Origin of the sequence: Moraxella lacunata (assembly GCF_900453205.1) — a bacterium.
GTDB lineage: Bacteria > Pseudomonadota > Gammaproteobacteria > Pseudomonadales > Moraxellaceae > Moraxella > Moraxella lacunata_B.
On sequence record NZ_UGQU01000004.1, the window covers coordinates 1 to 23,533 of the forward strand.

General features: G+C 45.7%; 22 protein-coding genes, 2 tRNA genes and 2 rRNA genes. 17 read left to right on the forward strand and 9 right to left on the reverse strand.

All coding sequences use genetic code 11. The features are described from left to right. Positions 1-102: 102 nt before the first annotated feature. The 6 genes from DX073_RS12365 (at position 103) to DX073_RS12390 (ending at position 4,717) form a co-directional block, all read left to right on the forward strand. Positions 103-175 (forward strand) — tRNA-Ile (locus tag DX073_RS12365). Between the two features lie 11 nt (positions 176-186). Then, a tRNA-Ala gene (locus DX073_RS12370) sits at positions 187-262 on the forward strand. 279 nt (positions 263-541) lie between these two features. After that, a 23S ribosomal RNA gene (locus DX073_RS12375) occupies positions 542-3,401 on the forward strand. Positions 3,402-3,539: 138 nt separating this feature from the next. Further along, positions 3,540-3,653, forward strand: a 5S ribosomal RNA gene (gene rrf / locus DX073_RS12380). A gap of 136 nt (positions 3,654-3,789) precedes the next feature. Next, a complete protein-coding gene (locus tag DX073_RS12385; protein WP_115008362.1) occupies positions 3,790-3,915 on the forward strand; it encodes a prepilin-type N-terminal cleavage/methylation domain-containing protein in 126 nt (41 codons plus the stop codon). Continuing rightward, positions 3,905-4,717 (forward strand): NAD(P)-dependent oxidoreductase, encoded by an 813-nt coding sequence (locus tag DX073_RS12390; RefSeq protein WP_115008363.1) that lies wholly within the window; start codon positions 3,905-3,907, stop codon positions 4,715-4,717. Before DX073_RS12385 ends, DX073_RS12390 begins: the two co-directional genes overlap by 11 nt. Before the next feature lie 63 nt (positions 4,718-4,780). On the opposite strand, the gene DX073_RS12395 is transcribed toward DX073_RS12390, so the two are convergent. The 3 genes from DX073_RS12395 to DX073_RS12410 form a co-directional block, all read right to left on the reverse strand. Further along, positions 4,781-6,241, reverse strand: coding sequence for a lytic murein transglycosylase (locus DX073_RS12395; RefSeq protein ID WP_115008364.1), 1,461 nt, complete (start codon positions 6,239-6,241; stop codon positions 4,781-4,783). A 600-nt stretch (positions 6,242-6,841) separates the two neighbouring features. After that, positions 6,842-7,303, reverse strand: a complete 462-nt coding sequence (locus DX073_RS12405) for a YsnF/AvaK domain-containing protein (RefSeq protein ID WP_115008366.1) — start codon at positions 7,301-7,303, stop codon at positions 6,842-6,844. Between the two features lie 216 nt (positions 7,304-7,519). Beyond that, complete coding sequence (locus tag DX073_RS12410; protein WP_115008367.1) at positions 7,520-8,368, reverse strand: DUF2382 domain-containing protein; 849 nt, start codon at positions 8,366-8,368, stop codon at positions 7,520-7,522. A gap of 609 nt (positions 8,369-8,977) precedes the next feature. Here DX073_RS12410 and DX073_RS12415 point away from each other — a divergent pair. From DX073_RS12415 to pnp, 4 genes are all read left to right on the forward strand, one after another. Beyond that, positions 8,978-9,391: a ribosome-binding factor A gene (locus DX073_RS12415; RefSeq protein WP_115008368.1), complete on the forward strand. Its 414-nt coding sequence runs from the start codon at positions 8,978-8,980 to the stop codon at positions 9,389-9,391. Further along, the gene (gene truB / locus DX073_RS12420) at positions 9,391-10,314 is read left to right on the forward strand and encodes a tRNA pseudouridine(55) synthase TruB (protein WP_115008369.1); all 924 of its coding nucleotides are present in this window, start codon (positions 9,391-9,393) and stop codon (positions 10,312-10,314) included. Before DX073_RS12415 ends, truB begins: the two co-directional genes overlap by 1 nt. Positions 10,315-10,675: 361 nt before the next feature. After that, the gene (gene rpsO, locus DX073_RS12425) at positions 10,676-10,942 is read left to right on the forward strand and encodes a 30S ribosomal protein S15 (RefSeq protein ID WP_115008370.1); all 267 of its coding nucleotides are present in this window, start codon (positions 10,676-10,678) and stop codon (positions 10,940-10,942) included. Between the two features lie 309 nt (positions 10,943-11,251). Beyond that, entirely contained in the window at positions 11,252-13,342 is a 2,091-nt protein-coding gene (pnp, locus tag DX073_RS12430) for a polyribonucleotide nucleotidyltransferase (protein ID WP_115008371.1), read from the forward strand. 60 nt (positions 13,343-13,402) lie between these two features. Here pnp and DX073_RS12435 read toward each other — a convergent pair whose 3' ends face one another. Together DX073_RS12435 and DX073_RS12440 are read right to left on the reverse strand one after the other, a co-directional pair. Further along, positions 13,403-14,008 carry an HD domain-containing protein gene (locus DX073_RS12435; RefSeq protein ID WP_115008372.1) on the reverse strand — a complete coding sequence of 202 codons (606 nt, stop codon included), beginning with the start codon at positions 14,006-14,008 and terminating at the stop codon, positions 13,403-13,405. Between the two features lie 55 nt (positions 14,009-14,063). Next, positions 14,064-14,639, reverse strand: a complete 576-nt coding sequence (locus tag DX073_RS12440) for a biliverdin-producing heme oxygenase (RefSeq protein ID WP_115008373.1) — start codon at positions 14,637-14,639, stop codon at positions 14,064-14,066. Positions 14,640-14,911: 272 nt separating this feature from the next. On the opposite strand from DX073_RS12440, the gene DX073_RS12445 reads away from it, so the two are divergent. After that, positions 14,912-15,361 carry a YbaN family protein gene (locus DX073_RS12445; RefSeq protein WP_115008374.1) on the forward strand — a complete coding sequence of 150 codons (450 nt, stop codon included), beginning with the start codon at positions 14,912-14,914 and terminating at the stop codon, positions 15,359-15,361. 5 nt (positions 15,362-15,366) lie between these two features. Here the strand turns inward: DX073_RS12445 and DX073_RS12450 are convergent, their stop codons facing one another. Continuing rightward, on the reverse strand, positions 15,367-15,747 hold the full coding sequence (locus DX073_RS12450; RefSeq protein WP_115008375.1) for a helix-turn-helix domain-containing protein: 381 nt from the start codon (positions 15,745-15,747) through the stop codon (positions 15,367-15,369). 135 nt (positions 15,748-15,882) lie between these two features. On the opposite strand from DX073_RS12450, the gene DX073_RS12455 reads away from it, so the two are divergent. The 3 genes from DX073_RS12455 to DX073_RS12465 all read left to right on the forward strand — a co-directional run bounded on the left by DX073_RS12455 (position 15,883) and on the right by DX073_RS12465 (position 18,816). Further along, positions 15,883-16,215 carry a hypothetical protein gene (locus DX073_RS12455; protein WP_115008376.1) on the forward strand — a complete coding sequence of 111 codons (333 nt, stop codon included), beginning with the start codon at positions 15,883-15,885 and terminating at the stop codon, positions 16,213-16,215. After that, entirely contained in the window at positions 16,193-16,867 is a 675-nt protein-coding gene (locus tag DX073_RS12460) for a hypothetical protein (RefSeq protein ID WP_115008377.1), read from the forward strand. Before DX073_RS12455 ends, DX073_RS12460 begins: the two co-directional genes overlap by 23 nt. A gap of 143 nt (positions 16,868-17,010) precedes the next feature. Continuing rightward, positions 17,011-18,816: a DUF294 nucleotidyltransferase-like domain-containing protein gene (locus DX073_RS12465; protein WP_115008378.1), complete on the forward strand. Its 1,806-nt coding sequence runs from the start codon at positions 17,011-17,013 to the stop codon at positions 18,814-18,816. A 110-nt stretch (positions 18,817-18,926) separates the two neighbouring features. Here DX073_RS12465 and DX073_RS12470 read toward each other — a convergent pair whose 3' ends face one another. After that, positions 18,927-19,514, reverse strand: coding sequence for a hypothetical protein (locus DX073_RS12470; protein ID WP_115008379.1), 588 nt, complete (start codon positions 19,512-19,514; stop codon positions 18,927-18,929). 15 nt (positions 19,515-19,529) lie between these two features. Beyond that, positions 19,530-19,994: an Lrp/AsnC family transcriptional regulator gene (locus tag DX073_RS12475; RefSeq protein WP_115008569.1), complete on the reverse strand. Its 465-nt coding sequence runs from the start codon at positions 19,992-19,994 to the stop codon at positions 19,530-19,532. A 144-nt stretch (positions 19,995-20,138) separates the two neighbouring features. Between DX073_RS12475 and DX073_RS14790 the strand changes: the two genes are divergently transcribed. Together DX073_RS14790 and DX073_RS14795 are read left to right on the forward strand one after the other, a co-directional pair. Further along, positions 20,139-20,642 carry an EamA family transporter gene (locus DX073_RS14790; RefSeq protein WP_258556957.1) on the forward strand — a complete coding sequence of 168 codons (504 nt, stop codon included), beginning with the start codon at positions 20,139-20,141 and terminating at the stop codon, positions 20,640-20,642. Between the two features lie 6 nt (positions 20,643-20,648). Continuing rightward, a complete protein-coding gene (locus DX073_RS14795; RefSeq protein ID WP_258556958.1) occupies positions 20,649-21,053 on the forward strand; it encodes an EamA family transporter in 405 nt (134 codons plus the stop codon). 7 nt (positions 21,054-21,060) lie between these two features. On the opposite strand, the gene argA is transcribed toward DX073_RS14795, so the two are convergent. Beyond that, the gene (gene argA, locus DX073_RS12485; protein ID WP_115008380.1) at positions 21,061-22,353 is read right to left on the reverse strand and encodes an amino-acid N-acetyltransferase; all 1,293 of its coding nucleotides are present in this window, start codon (positions 22,351-22,353) and stop codon (positions 21,061-21,063) included. Positions 22,354-22,610: 257 nt separating this feature from the next. Here argA and DX073_RS14800 point away from each other — a divergent pair, with 257 nt between their 5' ends. Beyond that, positions 22,611-23,444: a hypothetical protein gene (locus DX073_RS14800; RefSeq protein WP_258556959.1), complete on the forward strand. Its 834-nt coding sequence runs from the start codon at positions 22,611-22,613 to the stop codon at positions 23,442-23,444. Positions 23,445-23,533: the final 89 nt, after the last annotated feature.

Below are 23,533 nucleotides of genomic sequence, written 5' to 3' on the forward strand. Positions count from 1 at the left end.
ACAAGGTAGCCGTAGGGAACCTGCGGCTGGATCACCTCCTTAACGAATTATCTGATTAGCAAGAATTCACAACAAGTTGTTCTTAGTAAAGTAAGTTAAATTGGGTCTATAGCTCAGTTGTTAGAGCACCGCCTTGATAAGGCGGGGGTCATAAGTTCAAGTCTTATTAGACCCCACCATACTTTTGGGGTTATAGCTCAGTTGGTAGAGCGCCTGCCTTGCACGCAGGAGGTCAGGAGTTCGACTCTCCTTAACTCCACCACTTACAATAAATTAGAACTAAGCAATCAAATTAAACAGCATACAATTAGATTTCTTAATTCTACTTTATGTAGATAACTTACAATTAACTGATGAAGTTAATTACATTATTTAACAACGTAACTATGAGTCTGGGTTAATTATTTAATTCCAACAAATAATTAACCATGGTGTTTGTACCCAATACAAACACCTAAAGTAAAGAGAACTGAATCAAGCGTAAACATAGGTGAATCGTTACACATTACCCTTATGACACCAAGACTACTTGGGGTTGTATGGTCAAGTAATGAAGTGCACATGGTGGATGCCTTGGCAGTCAGAGGCGATGAAAGACGTGATAGCCTGCGATAAGCGTCGGTGAGGTGGCAATATCCTGTGACCCGGCGATTTCTGAATGGGGAAACCCAGCCAACATAAGTTGGCTATCCTAACCTTTGGTTAGGAGGCAAACCGGGAGAAGTGAAACATCTCAGTACCCCGAGGAAAAGACATCAATTGAGATTCCCCAAGTAGCGGCGAGCGAACGGGGAGGAGCCGATCGAATTTACAGTAGCAAAATGGCGTGGGAAAGCCAACCATAGTAGGTGATAGTCCTGTATGCGAAACTGTTTATGAGACATATTAAGTAGGGCGAGACACGTGAAATCTTGTCTGAAGATGGGGGGACCATCCTCCAAGGCTAAATACTCCTGACTGACCGATAGTGAACCAGTACCGTGAGGGAAAGGCGAAAAGAACCCCTGTTAGGGGAGTGAAATAGAACCTGAAACCGTGTGCATACAAGCAGTCGGAGCGGACTTGTTCCGTGACGGCGTACCTTTTGTATAATGGGTCAGCGACTTATATTCTGTAGCAAGGTTAACCGTTTAGGGGAGCCGTAGGGAAACCGAGTCTTAATAGGGCGATTAAGTTGCAGGGTATAGACCCGAAACCGAGTGATCTATCCATGAGCAGGTTGAAAGTGCCGTAACAGGCACCGGAGGACCGAACCCACTGTCGTTGAAAAGCCAGGGGATGACTTGTGGATAGGGGTGAAAGGCTAATCAAACTCGGTGATAGCTGGTTCTCCCCGAAAGCTATTTAGGTAGCGCCTCGGACGAATACCATTGGGGGTAGAGCACTGTTTCGGCTAGGGGGTCATCCCGACTTACCAAACCGATGCAAACTCCGAATACCGATGAGTACTATCCGGGAGACAGACGGCGGGTGCTAACGTCCGTCGTCAAGAGGGAAACAACCCAGACCGCCAGCTAAGGCCCCAAATTCCTAGTTAAGTGGGAAACGATGTGGGAAGGCACAGACAGCTAGGAGGTTGGCTTAGAAGCAGCCACCCTTTAAAGAAAGCGTAATAGCTCACTAGTCGAGTCGGCCTGCGCGGAAGATGTAACGGGGCTCAAACTAGGAGCCGAAGCTGCGGATTTAATTGTTTCAATTAAGTGGTAGGGGAGCGTTGTGTAAGCCTGTGAAGGTGTATCGTAAGGTATGCTGGAGGTATCACAAGAGCGAATGCTGACGTGAGTAACGACAAAACGGGTGAAAAGCCCGTTCGCCGGAAGACCAAGGGTTCCAGTCCAACGTTAATCGGGGCTGGGTGAGTCGACCCCTAAGGCGAGGCCGAAAGGCGTAGTCGATGGGAAATCGGTTAATATTCCGATACTTGTTTATGATGCGATGGAGGGACGGAGAAGGTTATGTCAGCCTGGCGTTGGTTGTCCAGGTGGAAGGATGTAGGTAGGTTTAGTAGGCAAATCCGCTAGACTATTACTGAGATCTGATAGCAAGCTGTACATGTACAGCGAAGTGGCAAATACCCTGCTTCCAGGAAAAGCTTCTAAGCGATAGTCATAAAGAAATCGTACCCGAAACCGACACAGGTGGTCAGGTAGAGAATACCAAGGCGCTTGAGAGAACTCTGCTGAAGGAACTAGGCAAAATGGTACCGTAACTTCGGGAGAAGGTACGCTGCCGATGGTGATAAGACTTGCTCTTTGAGCTGTTGGCAGTCGCAGATACCAGGCTGCTGCAACTGTTTATTAAAAACACAGCACTCTGCAAACACGAAAGTGGACGTATAGGGTGTGATGCCTGCCCGGTGCTGGAAGGTTAATTGATGGGGTTAGCGTAAGCGAAGCTCTTGATCGAAGCCCCAGTAAACGGCGGCCGTAACTATAACGGTCCTAAGGTAGCGAAATTCCTTGTCGGGTAAGTTCCGACCTGCACGAATGGCATAATGATGGCAGCGCTGTCTCCAGCAGAGACTCAGTGAAATCGAAATCGCAGTGAAGATGCTGTGTACCCGCGGCTAGACGGAAAGACCCCGTGAACCTTTACTACAGCTTTACATTGAACTTTGACCTAACTTGTGTAGGATAGGTGGGAGGCTTTGAAGTGGTGACGCCAGTTGCCATGGAGCCAACCTTGAAATACCACCCTGGTTATGTTGGGGTTCTAACTTAGATATAACAGTATCAAGGACAATGTATGGTGGGTAGTTTGACTGGGGCGGTCTCCTCCTAAAGAGTAACGGAGGAGTACGAAGGTGCGCTCAGAACGGTCGGAAATCGTTCAAAGAGTATAAAGGCAAAAGCGCGCTTAACTGCGAGACCCACAAGTCGAGCAGGTACGAAAGTAGGTCTTAGTGATCCGGTGGTTCTGTATGGAAGGGCCATCGCTCAACGGATAAAAGGTACTCTGGGGATAACAGGCTGATACCGCCCAAGAGTTCATATCGACGGCGGTGTTTGGCACCTCGATGTCGGCTCATCTCATCCTGGGGCTGAAGCAGGTCCCAAGGGTATGGCTGTTCGCCATTTAAAGAGGTACGCGAGCTGGGTTTAGAACGTCGTGAGACAGTTCGGTCCCTATCTACCGTGGGCGTTGGAAATTTGAGAGGATCTGCTCCTAGTACGAGAGGACCAGAGTGGACGAACCTCTGGTGTTCCGGTTGTTTCGCCAGAAGCATCGCCGGGTAGCTATGTTCGGATGGGATAACCGCTGAAAGCATCTAAGCGGGAAGCCCACCTCAAGATAAGATTTCCCTAAAGAGCCGTTGTAGACTACGACGTTGATAGGTTGGGTGTGGAAGCACAGCGATGTGTGTAGCTAACCAATACTAATTGCTCGTTTGGCTTGACCATACAACACCCAAGTGGTTTAAATCACTTTAAGTGTTGTATTGTAAAGTGTAATGATAACCTTAATCTTGATTTAGTAAAAACTTTAAAAAATGAAATTAAAATAAAACAGACTCATAACAGCGTTGTTAATCCTTTTACGCTGACGACAATAGCAAGATGGAACCACCTGATCCCTTCCCGAACTCAGAAGTGAAACGTCTTAGCGCCGATGGTAGTGTGGTTCGCCCATGTGAGAGTAGGTCATCGTCAGCACCTTATTTAGCCCCCTCTGTCGGATGATGGAGGGGGTTTTGGTTTTTAAAATCCTTGAATTTGTGTATAATAGCTTGACTTAACTTTACTTATAATTATTTATGTGAGTAACTTGCTTGTGCGTAGGGTGATATTAATGGGTGGGCAAAAGGCGTTTACGTTGATTGAGTTAATGGTGGTCGTGGTTGTGATTGGTGTGATTGGTATGATTGCTTATCCTAGTGTGATGCGGGTTTTGCGGGGGATGGAAGATGATCGATGAACGAAAAAATAAATATCTGATTATCGGACAGGGCGACATCGGTAAGGAAGTTGCCGAAATGTTATCCCATGTAGGGCATGATGTGGCGGGGTTAGCACGCACTGCCAAGAGTTATGATAAGCCTATTCGATTTTGGCAACAAGACGCAAGAACGCTCACTCAAGATGAACTTGCTCCATTTAGCCATATCGCCATTATCATCACACCAAACCGTGAGATGACCGATAGAGTACAAGCCTATCGTGAGAGTTATTTGGCAGTGTGTGAGCATATCGCAGGACTTAATCTGCCAAACCTCCATCGTGTGCTATTTGTCTCGTCTACATCTGTATATGGCGAGAATGCAGGCGAATGGGTGGATATCGATACGCCAACACACCCCAGTACGGATACTGCCTGTGTGTTATTACAAGCTGAGCAAGTGTTACAGCATACCTTTGGCGAGCGGTGTGCGATAGTCAGACCGTCTGGTATTTACCACAGTGAGAGTGTGCGGATGAACCGTCTTGCTCAGTCTGCCCATATCAATGGCGTGCCGTCCGCCCATTATACCAATCGCATTCATCGTGATGATTTGATACAAGTGATTTGTCAGGTATTAACTCTGAGTGCCGTCAAGCCTGTGTATTTGGTAAGTGATTGTAAGCCTGTTACCAGTCTTGAAGTGATAAACTTTTTGTGTCAAAAATATGAGTATCTCCCGCCAAAGATTATTCACACTACGCCCACGGGCAAACGCATTCGGGGTAATGTGGATGATTGGCTTGTCTTTAAGGATTATCAGATGGGTTATGGGTGTTAGTTAATTGATGGGATGTATAAAAAGGAGTGAATGTTATCACTCCTTTTTTGTGGTTCTATAATATCAATGGCTATTAACAGGCACTAAGCTCGTCGTCCCATCAGAATTTTGTATGCGACGATAAACGACACCGCCATGAGAAACATTACCATAAGAACTTTGACTAACCGACCCCCGAGAGATACTAAATGATGAGTTTGGGCTTTGGGGCAGGTTTAGGCTGTCTTGGCGGATTTGTACTGTGCCTGTTTGATTGCCGTAATTCACACTTTGTGCGGGGCTGGACACGGGCGGATGGGTTGGGCTGACATTGCCAGTATTGCCCATGATGAGACGATAGAACTTTTGTCCTGCACGTCCGTCAGTAGGCACGCCCATTTTACGCTGATAATCCCTGATGGCAATGCGAGTGTTGTCACCGATAATGCCATCAACGTTGCCAATGTTATAGCCGTTATTAATGAGTGCTTGCTGAATTTCTTTGGCTTCGCGACGACTGATGCCAGGGTCATCGGTCGGCCAAGGGGTGGCAAAATTAACATTGGTGTCGTTATTTTCAATCAAGGTAGAAAGATGAGCGATGGCAAGGGCATAGCTTTCAGAAGCATTATAAGAATAGAACGTATCAAAGTTCTTACCCACTAAGAAAGCTGGTCCTTGTCGCCCAGCAGGTAGCAGTAGTCCTGCTGATGCCATGTTGTTCGGTAGGGGACGACCGTCAGGTAGGGTAATACCCATGTTTTGCCAATGACTGATGGATTTTTTGTTGGTGCGACCACTTGACCCTGAATAGCCATTTAGTTTGACTTCATAACCCCAAGGCTCGCCAGAGCGATAGCCTTTTTTGGCAAGAAAGTTGGCAGTGCTTGCCAAAGCGTCCGCCTTGGAATTGACAAGGTCTTTGCGTCCGTCATTATCAAAATCTACCGCCAATTCCAAAAAGGTACTCGGCATGAACTGAGTCTGACCAAATGCTCCTGCCCATGAGCCTGTCATGTCCTGTGGGCGAATGTCGCCATTTTGGACGATGCGTAAGGCACTGGCATATTCGCCACGAAAATATGATTGGCGACGGTCAAAGCAAGACAGCGTGGCAAGGCTGGTAAACAAATCCTTTTTGCCAAGGGTCTGCCCAAAATTACTCTCAACACCCCACACGCCAAGCACATGTTCGGGCTTGACCCCGTAGCGGTTTTCAATGCGTCTTAGTACGTCCGCCATCTCCTGTTTGGCACGCAGACCATCCGCCACACGCTCGCTATCAACCAGTGAGGCGTGATAATCCCATGCGTCTTTTTTGAATTCAGGCTGATAGTTGAGTGAGCGAATCACCGTTGGGTCAGGGCTACTCGGTCGGTACTGCTCAAAGGTGCTGGCGACACCACGAAAGTTACTGCTGTTTTTTAGGGTGTTTAGACATTGGTCAAAATGGCTTTGGGATAGGGTGGGTAGGTCATTGGCATGGACAGTGCTGATGGTTGTCAAAGCAATAATGCTAAGTGCTAGGGGTTTAAAATAGGTCATAGGAGTATCCGATAAATTTTGGGTTTGGAAGTTATTAGGGCGTGTTGAGCATTGATAGAATTTTTTTAAAATCAAGATGAAAATTTGACAATCTTAATCAATTTTTGCATGAAAATGGCTATCCGACCACTTAATCGTGTAAATTTTCAAGATTTTACCTTAATTTCTTTAAATTAAGTGGTCGAATTGTTTTTCATCGTCAAAATCCTTGTTGATATTTCAATATCAACTGCGGACTTTTCCTTGAAAAAATGGGTGATTTTTCATTTTTCATTGTAAATACCGAAATTCAACACGCCTCAGACATCTTTATGAGATAAACTAAAATAAACCCTTGTACTTATAAATACTGGGGTTGAAATTTTAAAAAATCCGCAAAAATTGGGGTTTGAAAAGAAATCTATTTTAAAAAACAAATATAATACGACATTAGCCTATCATAACCGATTTTGTCATGATAAAAAAGTGTTTTTTGGTAACTGGGATTACTTACTCTTTGTGGTTTATTTTTATGTTGAAAAATATCGCCATTTTGTGATTTTCATTACATATACCAAAGGTAGGCAAGCCCTAAAAATTAATCATCAATGGGTGATACCCTTAAGATGACTTGTCCAAAAACTCATCGCCTGTTACCACAAGCTCTTCATGTTGCACAGTGCCGCTGATCGTTTTGCTGATATTTCGGCTGTATTTGTGTAGGTTGATCTCTTCGGCGACATGAGTCTCTTTGCTTAGCTTTGCTACTTCTTTGCTGATTAAAATCTCCACAGGCTCGCTCATGGGCGTGCCATTGATGAGTACAGCGGCAGGCGTGTCATCATCTGCCATGGCTGTATCTGCCAGTGCCATTAAATTATCATTAACAATCCGAATGCTAAGATACTCTTCGGTCAGCTCCACAGGGACATTGACCGTCTTGGTGCGGACGACTTTTTCAAGGATAACTTTGCCTACTTGCATTTTTTGGGTATCAACAACCAACCGCTCAGCAAGTAACTCTAGGGTTTGTGGATTATCAAATGTGGTGACGTCATCACGCTTATCTTTAGGGTTTGACATACATTGTCCTTAATTTTAACGAGTTTGTAGATTTTTAAGTTTTGGTTTAAAAGTTGAAAATTGGGCATGGCGGTTATTCTAATACATGTCAATTTAGCAAAGATAAATTTAAAAAATTCATTGAGTAAACATGAATCTAACCATCAAAACACCAATCAATAACGCCAAAACCCAAAAAAGCCAGAGCATTGCCCTGACTTTTTGGTGGTGGTCGGGTTACAGACCACGAGCACGGCGAACTTCATCGGCGGTAATGCCTTCATAGTTAATCACGTTGCCTTCACGATCAACTATGTTACCTAGGTCGTCCACGTTTAGCTCTTCACGCTGAATGGTTTCCAAAATGGTCTCGGTGCGAGTGCCAGTGGTCTTGCCTAGCGTTACTTCTTCGGTAACAAAGGTGTCTTTGCTCACATTAGCACGCTCTGCTTCTAGCTCAACGCTTACGGTGGCAACCCCAGCATCATCACCGATACGGCGGTCAGTTGGGCGGTTTACGGCAGTACGCTCAATGTGGGCGTGCTCTTCTTGTAGTTCAACTTCAACACGTTGCTCTTCGCTCACCACACGCTTGCCGATACTTGCCACGCCAGAGACGATGCGGTCTTTGTTCACAGACAGACGCTCTTCGAGCAACTCTAGAGTGTTGGGTGCGGTGTAGTGGTTTTCGGTCAGCTCAACACGGCTCTCAGCAGGCAGTGTCTCGGCAGCGAAGAACTCACGGTCTTTGGCATATTGTTCTTGGTAGTTATAGACATAATCACGGTCGTAAGCTTCCATAACTTCTGCTTGGTCTTTGGTTAGGCTGTCAAAGTACACATCATCGCCAACAATGCGAGATAGACCTGCTGGGATAAGCACTTCTTTTGAGCTGAACCAACCACCGACATCAACGATAAGATAACGCACACGTCCTGTTTCTACCTCTACAAGGGCATCTTCTACTTTACCGATTTTCTCTTCGCCAAGGCCATAAGCGGTTTTCCCTGCTGGGTTGTAGTAGTCTGCACCCAATACTTCACGCTCGGTGGCTTCGATGTCTTGTAAACGAACTAAACGGCTCATATATTTCTCCTAAGTGATATCAATAAATGCCTTATGGCAACTTACAAGTGCTTCATGTGCTTGACTTGATGAGTGTATTGTAGGGATGTTTTGACATGAAAAATAGGATAAGTTGGTAAAAAATAGGGGTTTTTCACGTGTGTTTGGTTCGCCAAATGTAAGACTTAGTAACTTCATGTAAACTGTGAAAAATTGTGTTGTCTTGTGTTATGGCTGGGTAATTTTTCATCAAATGATCATTCAATTTTCCTAAAAAATGGTAGATTATTTTTTAAATTATATTTAATAATTACATTAAATTATCTTAATATAGATGAAAACTAACATAACTTATTGATTTTTATAAAAATAAAATAATTAGGGCGTGCCTGCCTTTGGTATTTGCAATGAAAAGTGAGAAAATTAGCCATTTTTCATGCAAAAATTGACTAAAATGTTAAATTTTCATCTTACTTTGTAAAAATGTTATCAATGGCAGGCACGCCCTAATCATATCAATAAAAACACCGATGATGAGTGCATTGACATTAAAAATCGCCAAATTGCCAAAAATCGGCTATACTAACCTCATCAATAACCACCAAAAACCAAACAACAAGAGAGAAAACCATGAGCCAACGCTTACAACGCCTAGCCGACCAGATTCAGCGTACTTTGTCAGTACTTATCCGTGATGAGATTAACGACCCACGTCTGACGGGGTTTGTTACCATTTCTAGTGTTAAAGTTAGCCCTGATTTGGGTTATGCCGATGTTTATGTAACCATTTTGGAGCCGTCCAAAAACGGCGACACGGACGGTGGCATGAACATTGACGCCCATCGTGAGAGCTTAGAAGTTTTAAAAAACGCCTCGGGCTTTTTGCGTACCGAGCTGTCCGCCACCATGAAAACCCGCACCACGCCACGCCTACGTTTTCACTATGATGAAGTTACCGCTCACGGCAACCACATGATGAATCTGGTGAATGAAGCGATGAAAAAGACGGGCGAGAGTAGCTCTGATGACGTGGATAACAGCTAATGGCAAAACAAATCGTTTCTGGGGTGCTACTCTTAGATAAGCCAAGCGGCATCAGTTCGCATTCGGCTCTTGCCCAAGCCAAACGCCTGTTTATGTCATCAGATTTTGACAGCAAAAAAGCAGGTCATACAGGCACGCTTGACCCCATGGCGACAGGGCTTTTGCCGATTTGTTTAGGGGATGCGACCAAATTTAGCTCCTTTGGGCTAGACGCCGATAAGGGCTACACCGCCATTATCAAACTTGGCGAGCAGACCGACACAGGCGACAAAGAAGGGCAAATCATCGCCCAAAAAAATGTGCCAACCTTTGACGAGCAGGGGCTTGATGAATTGGCTTGCGATTTATTGGGCGAACAACAACAAACCCCGCCCATGTACTCCGCCCTAAAAAAAGACGGCAAAAAACTCTACGAATACGCCCGAGACGGCATTGAGATAGAGCGAGCTCCACGCCCCATTGTCATTCATCATTTGGCTTTAAATAAATTAAGCAATGATGAAATCGCCCTTGATGTCATCTGCTCCAAAGGTACTTATGTGCGAGTGCTGGGCGAGACGGTAGCCGAGCGTCTTGGCACGGTGGGGCATTTGACCGCTTTGCACCGCACCAGTACGGGCGGATTTGACGTGGCAGGGGCGATAAGCCTTGATGATTTGGCGAATTTGTCATTTGATGAGCGATTTGGCAAGCTATTACCCGTTGATGTTCTGCTTAATCATTTACCTATTATTAAACTCACCACAGACGAAACGGCACGCATAAAAATGGGGCAACGGCTAAATATCAAAGACCGCCTTGATGATGTACACTTTACTGATGAGACTGTACAAATTCGGCTATATCATGATGATGAGTTTGTCGGGCTTGGGCAAGTGGCGATGAGTGGGCGACTGCAACCTGTCAAAGTGGTGCAGGTCTAAAATATGGCTTTGGGGGTGGTGGTAAGGTGCATACCACGCACCAAGATTTGCTATTCTCAATCTTATATCAGTAATGGATTTATCAAGAGCGAATTACAATTCGCCCTTACAACCTAAAAATTACTTAATAATCAATAATTTAAAATATTTAATTTGAGATTGAAGAAGTATTTATCAACCTAAATGGTGCGTGTTACGCACCCTACGCCCAAAACTGTATGGCGGGGATTTTTAATGCTTTTTTAAAATTTTTATGCTATAATGGCAAAATTGCCTTATCTATGGGGATAGGGCTTAGGCAAACCTTAGCAATGCAATGTTTGCCTGTATGTATCCGCATTGCGTATTTTAAGGATTAGTTATGCTAACCAACCAACAACGTGAAGAGATTATCGCCAAATTCAAACGTGGCGAAAACGACACTGGTAGCCCAGAAGTGCAAGTGGCTCTATTGACTGCTCGTATCAACGACCTACAAGACCACTTCAAAGCCCACAAAGCTGACCATCACAGTCGCCGTGGTCTTATCCGTATGGTAAACCAACGCCGTAAATTGCTAGACTACCTAAAAGGTAAAGATCTAGACCGCTACACCGCTCTTATCGGTGAGCTTGGGCTACGCCGTTAATTTCAAATTAGGCTGTCTAATTTTGTCAAAAACGGTGTGCGTTTGCGTGCCGTTTTTGTTGTTTTAAGTTTATAAATTATTGATAAGGGTGAGATTTAGAACTCTAAGAGATGTTTTTTTAACGTTATAAACTGATGATTTTTTGGACGGATTTGTAGGGGTAAATTGCAACTTGCCCTGTGATAAAGTATTGATTTTGGTTAAAGTTAAATAAATTTTCCCATGCAATTTTTAAATATCCAAAAAAAACATCTCTTAGGGCTTTAAATCATCTTATCAATGACAAACCCAATCATTTAAGGAAAACCTATGTTTAACATCATTCGTCAAGAATTTCAATATGGCAATCAGCAAGTTGTCCTAGAAACAGGGCGTGTCGCTCGCCAAGCCAATAGCGTGCTTGTGCATATGGGTGATGTGTCGGTACTGGTGGCGGTTGTGGTGCGTCCCGAAGCCGTGGCAGGGCAAAACTTTTTCCCATTGACCGTAAACTACCAAGAAAAAATGTACGCTTCGGGTAAAATCCCAGGGGGCTATGGCAAGCGTGAAGGTCGTGCGTCAGAATTTGAAACTTTGACTTCTCGTCTGATTGACCGTCCAATCCGTCCGCTGTTCCCAGAAGGCTATTATAACGAAATCCAAGTAACGGCAACCGTCATCTCATCAGGCAAAACCCAAGATGCCGACATTGCAGCGATGATTGGTGCGTCTGCGGCATTGGCAATCTCTCCTGCTCCGTTTAGCGGTCCTATCGGGGCGGCTCGTGTGGGCTTTATCGGTAACGAGTATATTCTAAACCCAAGCCTTGCCCAGATGAAAGACAGCTCGCTTGACCTAGTGGTGGCGGGTACCAAATCAGCCGTACTGATGGTAGAATCCGAAGCAGACGAGCTATCAGAAGACCAAATGCTGGGTGCGGTGCTGTACGGACACGCCCAACAGCAGATTGTCATTGACAACATCAATGCGTTTGCGGCAGCGGTAGGCAATGCCAAAGCCGAATTTGTCGCCCCTGCCATTAACGAAGAGCTAAACGCCCAACTAAAAGAGCAGTTCACCGCCAAAGTCAGCGAGGCGTACACCATTACTGTCAAGCAAGACCGCTATGCTCGCCTAGATGAGCTTGCCACAGAAGCTTTGGCACTGGCAGGCGATGAGAGTGCAGAAGATTATGCCGATAAAGTCGCCCAAATCAAAGAGCTGTTTGAAACTTTAAAATACCGCACCGTGCGTGATAATATCCTATCAGGCAAGCCCCGTATTGACGGACGTGATTTGGAGACCGTGCGAGCACTCGATATCCAAGTGGGCGTGTTGCCTTATACGCATGGTTCTGCCTTGTTTACCCGTGGCGAGACCCAAGCCCTTGTAACCACCACGTTAGGCACGAGCCGTGATGTGAACTTGGTGGATACGCTGTCAGGCACCAAGCAAGACCACTTTATGTTACATTATAATTTCCCACATTACTCGGTGGGCGAGACAGGTCGTGAAGGTGGCCCAAAACGCCGTGAAATCGGGCATGGTCGTCTGGCTCGCCGTGGCGTGCAAGCGGTATTGCCTAAGGCGGAGCGTTTCCCTTATACCATTCGTGTGGTGTCTGACATCACAGAATCCAACGGTTCAAGCTCTATGGCGAGCGTGTGCGGTGCGTCATTGTCGCTTATGGACGCAGGCGTTCCACTAAAAGCCCCTGTGGCAGGTATCGCCATGGGATTGGTCAAAGAAGGCGAGCGTTTTGCGGTGCTGTCGGACATTTTGGGTGATGAAGACCATTTGGGCGATATGGACTTTAAAGTGGCAGGTTCGGTCAATGGTATCACCGCCCTACAAATGGACATCAAGATTGAAGGCATTACCGCCGACATCATGGAGCAAGCCCTAAAACAAGCGCATGCAGGGCGTATTCATATCCTAAATGCCATGAATGAAGTCATTGCCACATCTCGCACCGAGATTAACGCTCACGCTCCAAACTATGCCACCATTGAGATTAACCCTGAAAAAATCCGTGATGTGATTGGTAAGGGTGGGGCAACCATTCGTGCCTTGACCGAAGAGACAGGGGCGACTGTGGACATTGACGACAACGGTACAATCCGTATCTTTGGCGAGTCAAAGGCGTCTACCCGTGCCGCCATCGCCAAGATTGAAGCCATTACCGCCGAAGTAGAAGTGGGTAAGGTCTATACAGGGACGGTGGCTCGCATTGTGGAGTTTGGGGCATTTGTTACCATTTTACCAGGTACGGACGGCTTGGTGCATATCAGCCAAATCTCTGATGAGCGTGTTGAGAATGTAACCGACTACCTAGCCGAAGGGCAAACTGTCAAAGTTCAAGTCCAAGACATCGACAATCGTGGACGCATTAAGCTGACCATGAAAGGCATTGAGCAGTAATTGCTTGACTGGTGTAAAACCGCTCCAAATGGGGCGGTTTTTGTTGTTGGGGATTTTGAATTACAAATATCTTTTCAAGTTACCCCTTGCTTTATTTTCTAACGCTTGATAAAAATAATTGGTTAAATAAATTCGCTCCTTGTTATAAAATCCTTTTAACACCGATTTTCTTTTAACATGATAAATAAAACGATTGACCCACGCATATTCTTGATAGATTTGATGATTATATTCATCAAATCTATCAAAATCACTTCCCAATATCGCCAAATCAATATCCAATAAATAATCCAAATCTGCCTTATCATCGCCCGTTAAAGGATTGATATGGTCTTTGGTGGCAAGAATATAACGCTCAGTAATGCCAATATCTGTATCGGACAACATGCCTTGTAATTCATCCTTCATTATGACCGAGCTGTCGTATTCATTGGTGGGGCTTTTGGGATTATAAATTACGTCATGATAAAAAAGGGCAATGGCAACCAAATCGGGACGATATAAATTATCCTTTATTTCATCAAACCACATAAAACATTCAGATAAATGGGTGAGATTATGATAATGACGGTGGGGCTGTTGGTAGTGGGTGATGAGATTATCAAAAAGGGTTTGATGACCGTGAGAAAATATAAATTGCCAATGGGAATTTAGATAATTTATCATATCATACACCAAAAACTAAGCCGTTTGATGAAGCAAACGACTTAGTATAGCATAATTACGCTTGAGTACCGTACACTTTACGAATCACTCGCTTAAAGTAAGCAAAGGCATCATCTGCCCCTTTCATGGCAGATTGTTTATCATCATCACTTAAAGGCAAGGCATTGATTTTGGCTTTGGTGGCACGCCAATGAGGCATACGTCCGTCTGCATGGGCTGCTAGATGAGACGCACCGAATTCATCGGACAGGTCAATTTTGCCTGCTTCTTTGTATAAAATCGCCGCCCCCACGTTTGAGCCTTCTACGCAGTAGAGCCAGCCGATGGCTTCACTGTCGGTAAAGGTGGGGGTTTCTACGTCCCTGTCAAAAGGGGTGGCTTCTAGGTCTTTCATGTCGGATTTGACACGGTCAAGACGGGCAAGCTGTGCCAAGCCGTCAATTTGACTGGCTAGCTTTTCATTATGATAAATGGGGTTTACGGTGCTGTGAAACTCATACTGGGCTTGCAAAAATTTGCGGTAGTTGTCATGACTGGCAAAAGGCTCCATGCTCATGACAAGGTTGTCCACGGCATCGTGGGTGGTGCGTGAATGCTCTTTTAGGGCTTCGGTTAGGGTAAGTTCGCTCATAAATCACCTGTGTGAAACACATATTAAAAACCGATATAAAATAACCTATTTTTATCAATTTGTAAAGAAAAAAATAATAATCATTTATGTTTACAAACATGCCTTATTTATGCTATGCTGTATCGCCCTATAAAGGTGGGCGATTTTTATTTTCAATATTTTAAATCTCACCCTGACTGCCAAAGTGCTATAATAGGGCTTTTATGGCAAGATGAGCCTGCCTACCGTCTTGTCGATAGCAGGTACAAGCCTGCCTTGATTGTTGTATTGCCATGTCCGACCACACTGACCCTGATTATACCGACCCCAGCCATACCCCATCATCACAACTGCCCAAACACGGCATGCATCAGAATGTCTTGTTACGTTGGGCGTTTTTTATCATGGGGTTTATTTTTGTGGGGCTTGGGATTTTGGGGGCGATACTGCCCGGTATGCCGACCACGGTATTTATCCTGCTGGCAGGTTACTGCTGGGCGAAAAGCTCACGGCGGTTTCATGGCTGGCTCATCAGGCACAAGATTTTTGGTAAAATGCTCATCGACTGGGAAGAGCGACGTGCCATGCCACGCTTTGCCAAATATTTGGCGTGGGGCATGATGACGGCATCCAGTGCGTTTTTGTTTTGGCGACTGCCTGCCGATAAGCTGTGGGTGGCGGTGCTGACAAGCATACTTTGTTTGGTGACTGCCATTTGGATGTATCGCTTGCCTGATGCGTGAGAGTATTATCCTTGTTTTAATAATTGAACAATTTCTTCAAGCATTTGGATTTGTTTGTCTTTTTCTTTTAATAGGGTATTTAGGTGTTCTATTTCTTTTACTAAAACTTCATTGTTTGTACTTTGATAATAATTTGTCCCAGAACTATTGCAACCATTATTTTCATTCATATGAAATACCACACTTTTACTATCATTATTCATCAATTCAATGATATCAATATTAAAAATCTGTGCGATATTTTGTAATTTATCCAAATTTAATTTGGTTTCGCCACGCTCTATTTTAGCATAACCACTTGGCGACATATTCATACGCTCTGCCATTTCTTCTTGCGACCAATGATTTTCTTCTCGTAATTGACGTAATTTTTCGTTGATTTTCATGGGGCTATCCTACATAAAAATATCTGCTCAAAATGGACAGAAAATTACCCAATAAGTGTTGGTAAAAGGGTTTATAGTTGTGTATTCTATATCAAATACTTTATTTTGTCATCAACTTTATATAAGGAAAAGTGTATGTTTTCACTGAAAAAACTTGCCAAAGTCGCTGTACCCACTGTATTGGCTCTTACCATGTCATCTCAGGCGTTTGCATTGGATGATAACCAATGCAAGGCATTGAGCGGAGCGAGCATGGTTGTCATGATGAAATATCAGCAAGGTCTTAGCTTAAAACAAGCCAAAGCTGAAATTAGCAAAGAGTTCCCAGGGGATGATGATGCGTTTGCCATGATTTTATCAATCGTTTATACGACAGATGAATATCCTGTTGAGAAAACCAAAGAGAAAAAAGATGAGGCTGTTAGAAAATTTGGAAAGCAAATGTATGAAATGTGTACAAATAGCTAAAAGGCTTTCATATATTGCTTTTGGTTTTTTTGCTCTTGGGTTTTTACAAAATGCTAGGGCAAATGACGTGGTTGAACTTTGTGAAACTCTTCAAAATAGTTCTGAAAATATCTTAACAAATAGACATTTGGGTGATAGTTATCAAGACCAAAGTAAACGTTATTCAGGTCTGAATAGTGTCAAATCTTACCCATTTGTTCAAAATTATATGAAATCTATTTTGGATAGAGCTTATCAAAAGCAAATCCCCAAAAGTCCATCGCAACAATTAGACCAAGTTATTGCTTTTGGTGAAGAAATTTATAAAGAATGCTTACCGAAAATGCAAGCCTTTAAAGCACAATTGGAAAATCAACCCAAAAGAGTTATTAACGTTGAAGGGCGTGGCGTTTGTGGTTTGGCGAACAGTTGTTTGGTTAAAAAAATAACCATCACACCGCCAAACAGCACAGTACAGGCAAGCAGTTCTGGTAAATATGCAACCTTAACAACCGTTAGCGGTGGCGGTATTCCTGCGGGCAACTATGGCTATACCATTTATTTTGATAACAAGGTATGTTCGGGCAATGTCTATCTTGATGGCACAAAGTCCAACGTCCAAATCAATGTATATAGCGACAGTTGCAATCAGTCGTCCGTTTCAGCTTATTGATTGATTGCACCCAAAACACCAAACAGTTGTTTGGTGTTTTTTGTTGGTCTAACAATTTGTCTAAGTCCACCACCTTGCCCCGCCCCCATTTTATGCTATAATAAAACCTTATCATCGATAAGGAAATCATCAAGGAAGTTATCATGGACAGATTTAACTTCAACTTTGCCCCCTACAATACCCTAAACCCCGCCGAACAAAAACTTTTGCAAAAACAAGTGCAAATCGTCTTTTTTGACGACAACACCCCCATCATCAAGGCAGGCGAGCCGATGGACGCTCTGTATGTCGTCATCAAAGGCGTGGTCAAAGAACTTGGTGATGATGGCGAAGTGGTGGCACTGTATCGCACCAATGACAGCTTTGAGGCTCGTGCTTTGTTTGAAGCGACTTCCGCCCACAGCTTTATTTCTGCCGAGCAGTCTTTGGTGTATGCCATTCCTAAGTCTCTGATTTTACAATTAATTGGCTCAAATGTCCGCTTTGGAGCATACTTTTATACGGGCATTGCCGAACGCTTTAACAGCCTTGCCCCCCACGATGGGCAGGACATCTCTGGGCTATTTCACGCCAAAGTCGCTGACGCTTACCACCACAGCACCCTAAGTGCAGAAGGCACACTGACCCTTGCCGAGCTTGCCCGCCTGATGCGTGATAACAAAAGCAAATCGGTGCTGGTCAATTATGACAACAAAATCGGACTGATTACCGAATCGGCGTTTCGTGATGTCATCGCCACAGGAGCAAGCACAGACGCACCCATTCACACTTATGCCAATTTTAATATCATTGGCATTGATGGCGAAGATTTTTTGTTCAACGCCTTACTCACGATGATGAGCCACCGCATTCAGCGTTTGGCGGTCAAAGATGGCGGACGCATTGTGGGTCTTTTGGAGCAGATGGACATTTTGGCGTATTTGTCCAGCCACAGTCATTTGGTCGCCGAACGCCTACACCGTGCCGATACTTTGTCCGAGCTTGCCCAAATCGCCCAGCAAATGACCGATTCGGTATCGTCTTTGCAAGCAGGCGGTATGAGTGCGGTGCAACTTGCCAAACTCATGCAAGTCTTAAACGGGCAACTCTTTGAAAAGGCGTGGGGGCTGATTGCACCGCCCGAGATGGTTGCCAAAACTTGCCTGATTGTGATGGGTTCAGAAGGACGGGGCGAGCAGGTATTAAAAACCGACCAAGACAACGCCCTAATTGCCGATGACGATGTGGACATGACCGCCTTGCATGAATATGCCGTCAAGTTCTCCGAGACGCTTGCCAAATTTGGCTATCCGCCTTGCCAAGGCGGGATTATGGTATCCAACGCCAAATGGTGTCAGACCATCAGCGACTTTAAACGCACGGTCGCCCATTGGTGTAAAAGTGCCGATGGCGAGAGCCTTATGGATATGGCGATATTTTTGGACGCACGAGCGGTGGCAGGCAAGGCGGATTTGCTTGATGGAGTTAAACGCCATCTGAACGCCCATTTGGATAAAGACGTGGGCATGCAGATGAATTTTGCCCGTGCGATTATGCAGTTTGACGAACACAATCGGGGCTTTTTTGCCAAGATTTTGGGTAAGGGCGAAACGCACAAAATGGACATCAAAAAAATGGGGCTATTCCCTGTGGTGCATGGCGTGCGTGCGTTGGCACTAAAAGCCCGCCTTGATGAAACTTCCACCTTTGACCGCCTAATTACCCTTAAAAATCAAGGGGTTATCAGCGAACAACTTGCCAAAGACACGGCAGATGCATTGGCGTATTTGATGAATTTACGCCTAAAAGCAGGGCTGTTTTATGTGCGAAATGGCGAGCCGATTAGCCCCAATCAGGTGGATACCGAACTGCTTTCTACCTTGGAGCGGGATTTGTTAAAAGATGCGTTGGCGGTGGTTAAGCGCTTTAAACACGAAGTCAAATCGCAGTTTGGACTGCATAATGTGTGATGATAAATTGACATAAGCACTCATCTAAATACAACACATAGGCAGGGCGGGCTATTATCCATCCTAACCATGCCTTGAGAATAACATCTTTAACATCATTTCTTTTAACGTTATTCCTTGGGCTGTATTACCACCGGCAACACCAAACCACGCCCGAACTCATCGGCAAAGACATAATCAAACTTATCCGCCACGACATCGGGGGTGGTCGTGATAACAAGCGTCATGTCCGCCCCATCGGTGAGCTGATGGGCGATGTATTTGCCGTCTCTTAATTGGTCTAGGATTTTGCTTAGCACTTCGGGGCTTGCCATGGCGATGACCATGCTGTGTTGGGCTTGTTTGTCCGTGATGTTATAGGCTTTGGCATAGTTTTTGACCGCCATGCTGTCAAGGGCGAGCGGATATTCATACGTTGCCGTGTCTGCCTTAGGCGAGTCGGTGAGAATGTGGGTCTTGTCAAGGGCGATTTTGCCATCAGCGGTGGTTAGTGGCTGTACATCAGGCAGGACAGATGGGTCGGATGTGCTAAGCTCACTGGCAAGGGTTTGTAGGTCGTGGGGGTTCTCGGGGGTGGACGGCTTGCTCGGTTGCTCGGCAGACGACCGACTTGTGGCAGGGGCAAAGTTATGCTCAGTGGCGGATTTGTCGCAGGCACTCAAGGCAAGCATGGCAATGAAAAGGAAGGTGTATTTCATGATAATCCTTAGGAATTAAAGCGTGATTTTGGTGCTTGATTTGACAAAATTCATGATAAATTGGCTGTTAAAATGGGCGACATTATTCTCGGCAGTTAGCACCGCTCGGGTAAAGGCGTGGTAGGCTTGCATGGACGGGCTATGTACCATGAGAGCAAAATCATAATCGCCTGAAATCTCATAACACGCCACAATCTCGCTGTGGTGCTGACTGATGCGTTCAAAACGCTGTTGCATGGACACGCTAGACTGTGTCATTTTTACCAGTACGATGACGCTTAGGGTTTGACCGACTTTAACAGGGTCGATGATGGCGACTTGTTTGGTGATGATTTTGTCTTGGCAAAGCTGACCGATACGCCGTTGTACGGTGGCAGGCGATGTGCCTGTATGCTCGGCAAGGGTTTTAAGTGGTAGGGTGCAGTCGTCTTGGAGTAGGTTTAGTAGGGTTTTGTCGGTGTCATCTAGGTTTTGGGTCATGGTTGGCAAGCAAAATTTTTGATAAATTTTATCAAAAATAGCCAATTTTTGCAAAAATTAATCATCATGATGATAAAATATAAAAATTTTTATCAAACAAACCTTTTATAATACGTCATCTTTTATTAATGTATCAGCCAAGCCATGAACCTTGCTCTACCTGCCCAATTTGCCCTACCCAAAAACACCTTTGCCTTAGGCGTAATTCTTGCCATTTTATCCAATGTCATGTTTGCCATGGTCTATGCCTATGGCAAATGGCTACCGCCTCTGACAGGGACGGCGGTGTTTTTGTGGCGAATGGTCATGATGTGGGGGTGTTTGGTGGCACTCATCAGCGTGCTTGGCAAATGGGACGCTGTACTGGGCGGATTGTCTCGGGTCAAGGGGATTTGGGGCTGGGTGTGGCTACTCGCCCCCACGCCAATTTTCGCCAGTCAGTTGTGGCTGTTTGTCTATGCACCCCTAAACGGTCATGGCGTGGCGGTGTCTATGGGCTATTTCTTGTTTCCGCTGGTGATGGTGCTGGTTGGCTTTGTCATGGGTGAGAGACTGACTCGTTTGCAGTGGCTGGCGGTGGCGTGTGCAGGCGTGGGCGTGGGCATGGAGATTATGCGGACAGGGCAGGTCAGCTGGGCGACGTTTTAGGTGTGTTTGACCTATCCGATTTTTTATGTGATGAGACGGCGACAAAATATCCCTGCCTTGACGGGGCTGTTTGTGGATTTGAGCATCATCGCCCCCATTTGCCTTGTGGCGTTGTGTTTTCATGCGTCTGCGATGTCGGCGGTCATCGGCTCGCCCATGATGATATTAAAAGTCATTGGCTTGGGGCTTATCAGCGTGTTATCACAACAGGCGAACCTAGAAGCCAACCGCTTATTGCCCACGTCCTTGTTTGGATTGCTTGGTTATCTTGAACCTGCATTGCTGTTTATCCTTGCCATTACGGTGCTCGGAGGGGTGTTTGAATGGCAGATGCTGACAAGTTTTGGGCTGATTTGGGTGGGGATTATTTGTTTGTTGACACAGGGTGTGGCGAAGCGGTGGGGGCGGTAACATCAGGCTAAATGTGTTTAATCAGTACCTTGGAATTTCGCCCGTTTTGCCACTGTTTAAACCGCTCACAAGGTAGCTCGTTTGGGGCGGTTTCGCTAAATCCATGTTCAATAAACCAATGCAAGGTGCGTGTGGTCAGGGCAAACAGACGGGATTTGCCCCTGCGTTTGGCACTTTGTTCGGCAAATTTTAAAAGGTTTGCCCCACGCTCGCCACTGCGATAGTCGCCATGCATGGCAACGCTGGCAATCTCCACACTACTCTCATCTAGCTCGTGCATGGCGATACAGCCGATGATTTTACCGTCTCGCTCCATGACGCTAAATTCATCTATCATCTCTTCTAGGCGTTCACGACTGCGGGCGATGAGTATGCCTTGCTCTTCTAGGGGGCGAATGATTGCCATGATGCCGATGATATCAAGAGCGGTGGCTTGCCTAATGTGGTCGTAGTCGCTTTGGCTTATCATCGTGCCACGCCCGTCTGTCGTGAACAGCTCGCCCAGTAAGGCATCATCTTTGTCAAAGTCAATGAGCTGAACACGCCCCACGCCATGCTGGCAGGCGTGAATGGCATGCGTGAGTGTGGGGGCGAGCGTGGATGTTTCGATAAGCTCTTGGGCTTCTGTGGCGGTCAGCTCCTTGATGAGAGAGCCGTGCGAGTCGGTCAGGCTTTTGTCCAAGATGATGAGCTTGTCCGCCACCAGCGATGTGGCGATGTGCGTGGCGACATCTAAGGCATCAAGGTTAAACAAATCGCCCGTTGCCGAAAAGCCGATGGAGTTGACGATGACGATGTGATGATTGTCAAGGCTGTGTTTGATGGCTTTGGTGTCGATACGGCGGACTTCGCCCGTCTGCATAAAGTCCACGCCATGACGCACGCCGAAGGGTTTGGCATTGACAAAGTTGCCTGTTACTGTGCTGATTTTTGCCCCAAACAGGGGAGTGTTGGCAAGCCCTTTGGAAAACTCGCCTTGGATTTTTAGGGTGAGCTGTCCGACCACCGCCAAAATGGTCGGCATGGCAGATGTGGGGGTAACACGCACGCCATGGCAAAAGGGTGTGTCATTGGACAGTCTCGCCTGTGCTAGGGCGTCATTTATCTGCACCCTTGCCCCATGCACCAGCACCAAGCGAATGCCCAAACTGTGCAACAGTGCCAAATCCTGCACCAACGTGGCAAAGCTGTCATGGGCGAGTGCTTCACCAGTCATCATGACGACAAAGGTCTTGCCCCTGTGGGTATTGATGTAGGGCAGAGAGTGGCGAAACCAATGGATGGGGTTTGGGTGAGTCATGGCGTGCTGTTGTGATGTGTTTGGCAAATTTTACCATAAAATCACATCAAAACTGTCAAATTATTATCGCTCATTTTTTATCTTTGCCTTTTGCTGTTTTTGCCATGCCATAAAAACAAAAACAAGTGATGTGTGATATGCCAAATCATGGCAAAAGTTACCATAAATAAACGCACGCTTAACGCATGTAACAGCTTTTCGTGTTATCATGAGCAACGTTTATTATTTGTGTCATTTATTGTGATGAAGGAATGCTTATGACTATCCAAATGTTGCGTGGCGGTGTTGCTGTGTTGTCCTTGACTGCTTTGTCAGTTGCCATGTCGGCTCATGCCATGCTACCCACCCCGACCGAGACCCCCGCCCTAAATCAGACAAATGCAGGGGGCGAGATTAGCTATACTGCCAACCCCCAAGCCAATCCGAATGCCCCAACGCTAAACACCCCAACAGCAGGCAGGGTGGTCACGGTCGCCCCGCAAAGCACCCCCATTTATAACCCATTGGGTCAAAACCCTGCCCCTGCCGTGATTCCGATGGCGGTTAGCCCCTTGCAAGCCCCTGTGACATTCCCTGCACCCAATATCCCTGCCAGTCCTGCCACGCCTGCGACTGCTTCGACAGCTTATGCAACTGGCATTCAAAACCCAGTCCAACAAGCCTCTGCTCAAACCCAAGCTCCCCAACGCCAAGGCTCATCAGCAGGGATTCAAAGCGTGGTGAATGCGTTCATCGTGCAAAACATCAACGGTCAAGAAACACTAACCCCCATTAATGCCGGTACGCCCGTCAAATCAGGCGACATCTTAGAATATCAAGGCCTATTCACCAACAACAGCTCGGAGCGAGTGCGTTCGATGGACGTTACCCTAAGCATTGCCGATGGTTTGGAGTTGGTTGGCGGTATTCATCCTAGATTTCCCCATGCGACCATTGATGGCAGTCGCTTTGTCCGCTCGCCCATCCGTGCCAACATTGGCGGACAAGTCCAAGAGTTACCCCTGTCGGATTATAAAGCCCTAAGATGGACGCTAGAAGACATCGGTCTTGGTGGTACGAGCGTGGTTAAATACCGTGCCAAGGTAAAATAAACCACAAACAAATACATTTCTAAAACCTTAAAATGACGGCTTTGGGTCGTCATTTTTGTGTGTGTTTGTTTTTAAAAATCATGGCTTAA

Excerpts from the sequence above, each read along its gene's own strand:
- DX073_RS12385 (WP_115008362.1), top strand. The coding sequence starts at position 3,790 with ATGGGTGGGCAAAAGGCGTTTACGTTGATTGAGTTAATGGTGGTCGTG.
- DX073_RS12390 (WP_115008363.1), top strand. The coding sequence starts at position 3,905 with ATGATCGATGAACGAAAAAATAAATATCTGATTATCGGACAGGGCGAC.
- DX073_RS12395 (WP_115008364.1), bottom strand. The coding sequence starts at position 6,241 with ATGACCTATTTTAAACCCCTAGCACTTAGCATTATTGCTTTGACAACC.
- DX073_RS12405 (WP_115008366.1), bottom strand. The coding sequence starts at position 7,303 with ATGTCAAACCCTAAAGATAAGCGTGATGACGTCACCACATTTGATAAT.
- DX073_RS12410 (WP_115008367.1), bottom strand. The coding sequence starts at position 8,368 with ATGAGCCGTTTAGTTCGTTTACAAGACATCGAAGCCACCGAGCGTGAA.
- DX073_RS12415 (WP_115008368.1), top strand. The coding sequence starts at position 8,978 with ATGAGCCAACGCTTACAACGCCTAGCCGACCAGATTCAGCGTACTTTG.
- truB (WP_115008369.1), top strand. The coding sequence starts at position 9,391 with ATGGCAAAACAAATCGTTTCTGGGGTGCTACTCTTAGATAAGCCAAGC.
- rpsO (WP_115008370.1), top strand. The coding sequence starts at position 10,676 with ATGCTAACCAACCAACAACGTGAAGAGATTATCGCCAAATTCAAACGT.
- pnp (WP_115008371.1), top strand. The coding sequence starts at position 11,252 with ATGTTTAACATCATTCGTCAAGAATTTCAATATGGCAATCAGCAAGTT.
- DX073_RS12435 (WP_115008372.1), bottom strand. The coding sequence starts at position 14,008 with ATGATAAATTATCTAAATTCCCATTGGCAATTTATATTTTCTCACGGT.
- DX073_RS12440 (WP_115008373.1), bottom strand. The coding sequence starts at position 14,639 with ATGAGCGAACTTACCCTAACCGAAGCCCTAAAAGAGCATTCACGCACC.
- DX073_RS12445 (WP_115008374.1), top strand. The coding sequence starts at position 14,912 with ATGTCCGACCACACTGACCCTGATTATACCGACCCCAGCCATACCCCA.
- DX073_RS12450 (WP_115008375.1), bottom strand. The coding sequence starts at position 15,747 with ATGAAAATCAACGAAAAATTACGTCAATTACGAGAAGAAAATCATTGG.
- DX073_RS12455 (WP_115008376.1), top strand. The coding sequence starts at position 15,883 with ATGTTTTCACTGAAAAAACTTGCCAAAGTCGCTGTACCCACTGTATTG.
- DX073_RS12460 (WP_115008377.1), top strand. The coding sequence starts at position 16,193 with ATGAAATGTGTACAAATAGCTAAAAGGCTTTCATATATTGCTTTTGGT.
- DX073_RS12465 (WP_115008378.1), top strand. The coding sequence starts at position 17,011 with ATGGACAGATTTAACTTCAACTTTGCCCCCTACAATACCCTAAACCCC.
- DX073_RS12470 (WP_115008379.1), bottom strand. The coding sequence starts at position 19,514 with ATGAAATACACCTTCCTTTTCATTGCCATGCTTGCCTTGAGTGCCTGC.
- DX073_RS12475 (WP_115008569.1), bottom strand. The coding sequence starts at position 19,994 with ATGACCCAAAACCTAGATGACACCGACAAAACCCTACTAAACCTACTC.
- DX073_RS14790 (WP_258556957.1), top strand. The coding sequence starts at position 20,139 with ATGAACCTTGCTCTACCTGCCCAATTTGCCCTACCCAAAAACACCTTT.
- argA (WP_115008380.1), bottom strand. The coding sequence starts at position 22,353 with ATGACTCACCCAAACCCCATCCATTGGTTTCGCCACTCTCTGCCCTAC.
- DX073_RS14800 (WP_258556959.1), top strand. The coding sequence starts at position 22,611 with ATGACTATCCAAATGTTGCGTGGCGGTGTTGCTGTGTTGTCCTTGACT.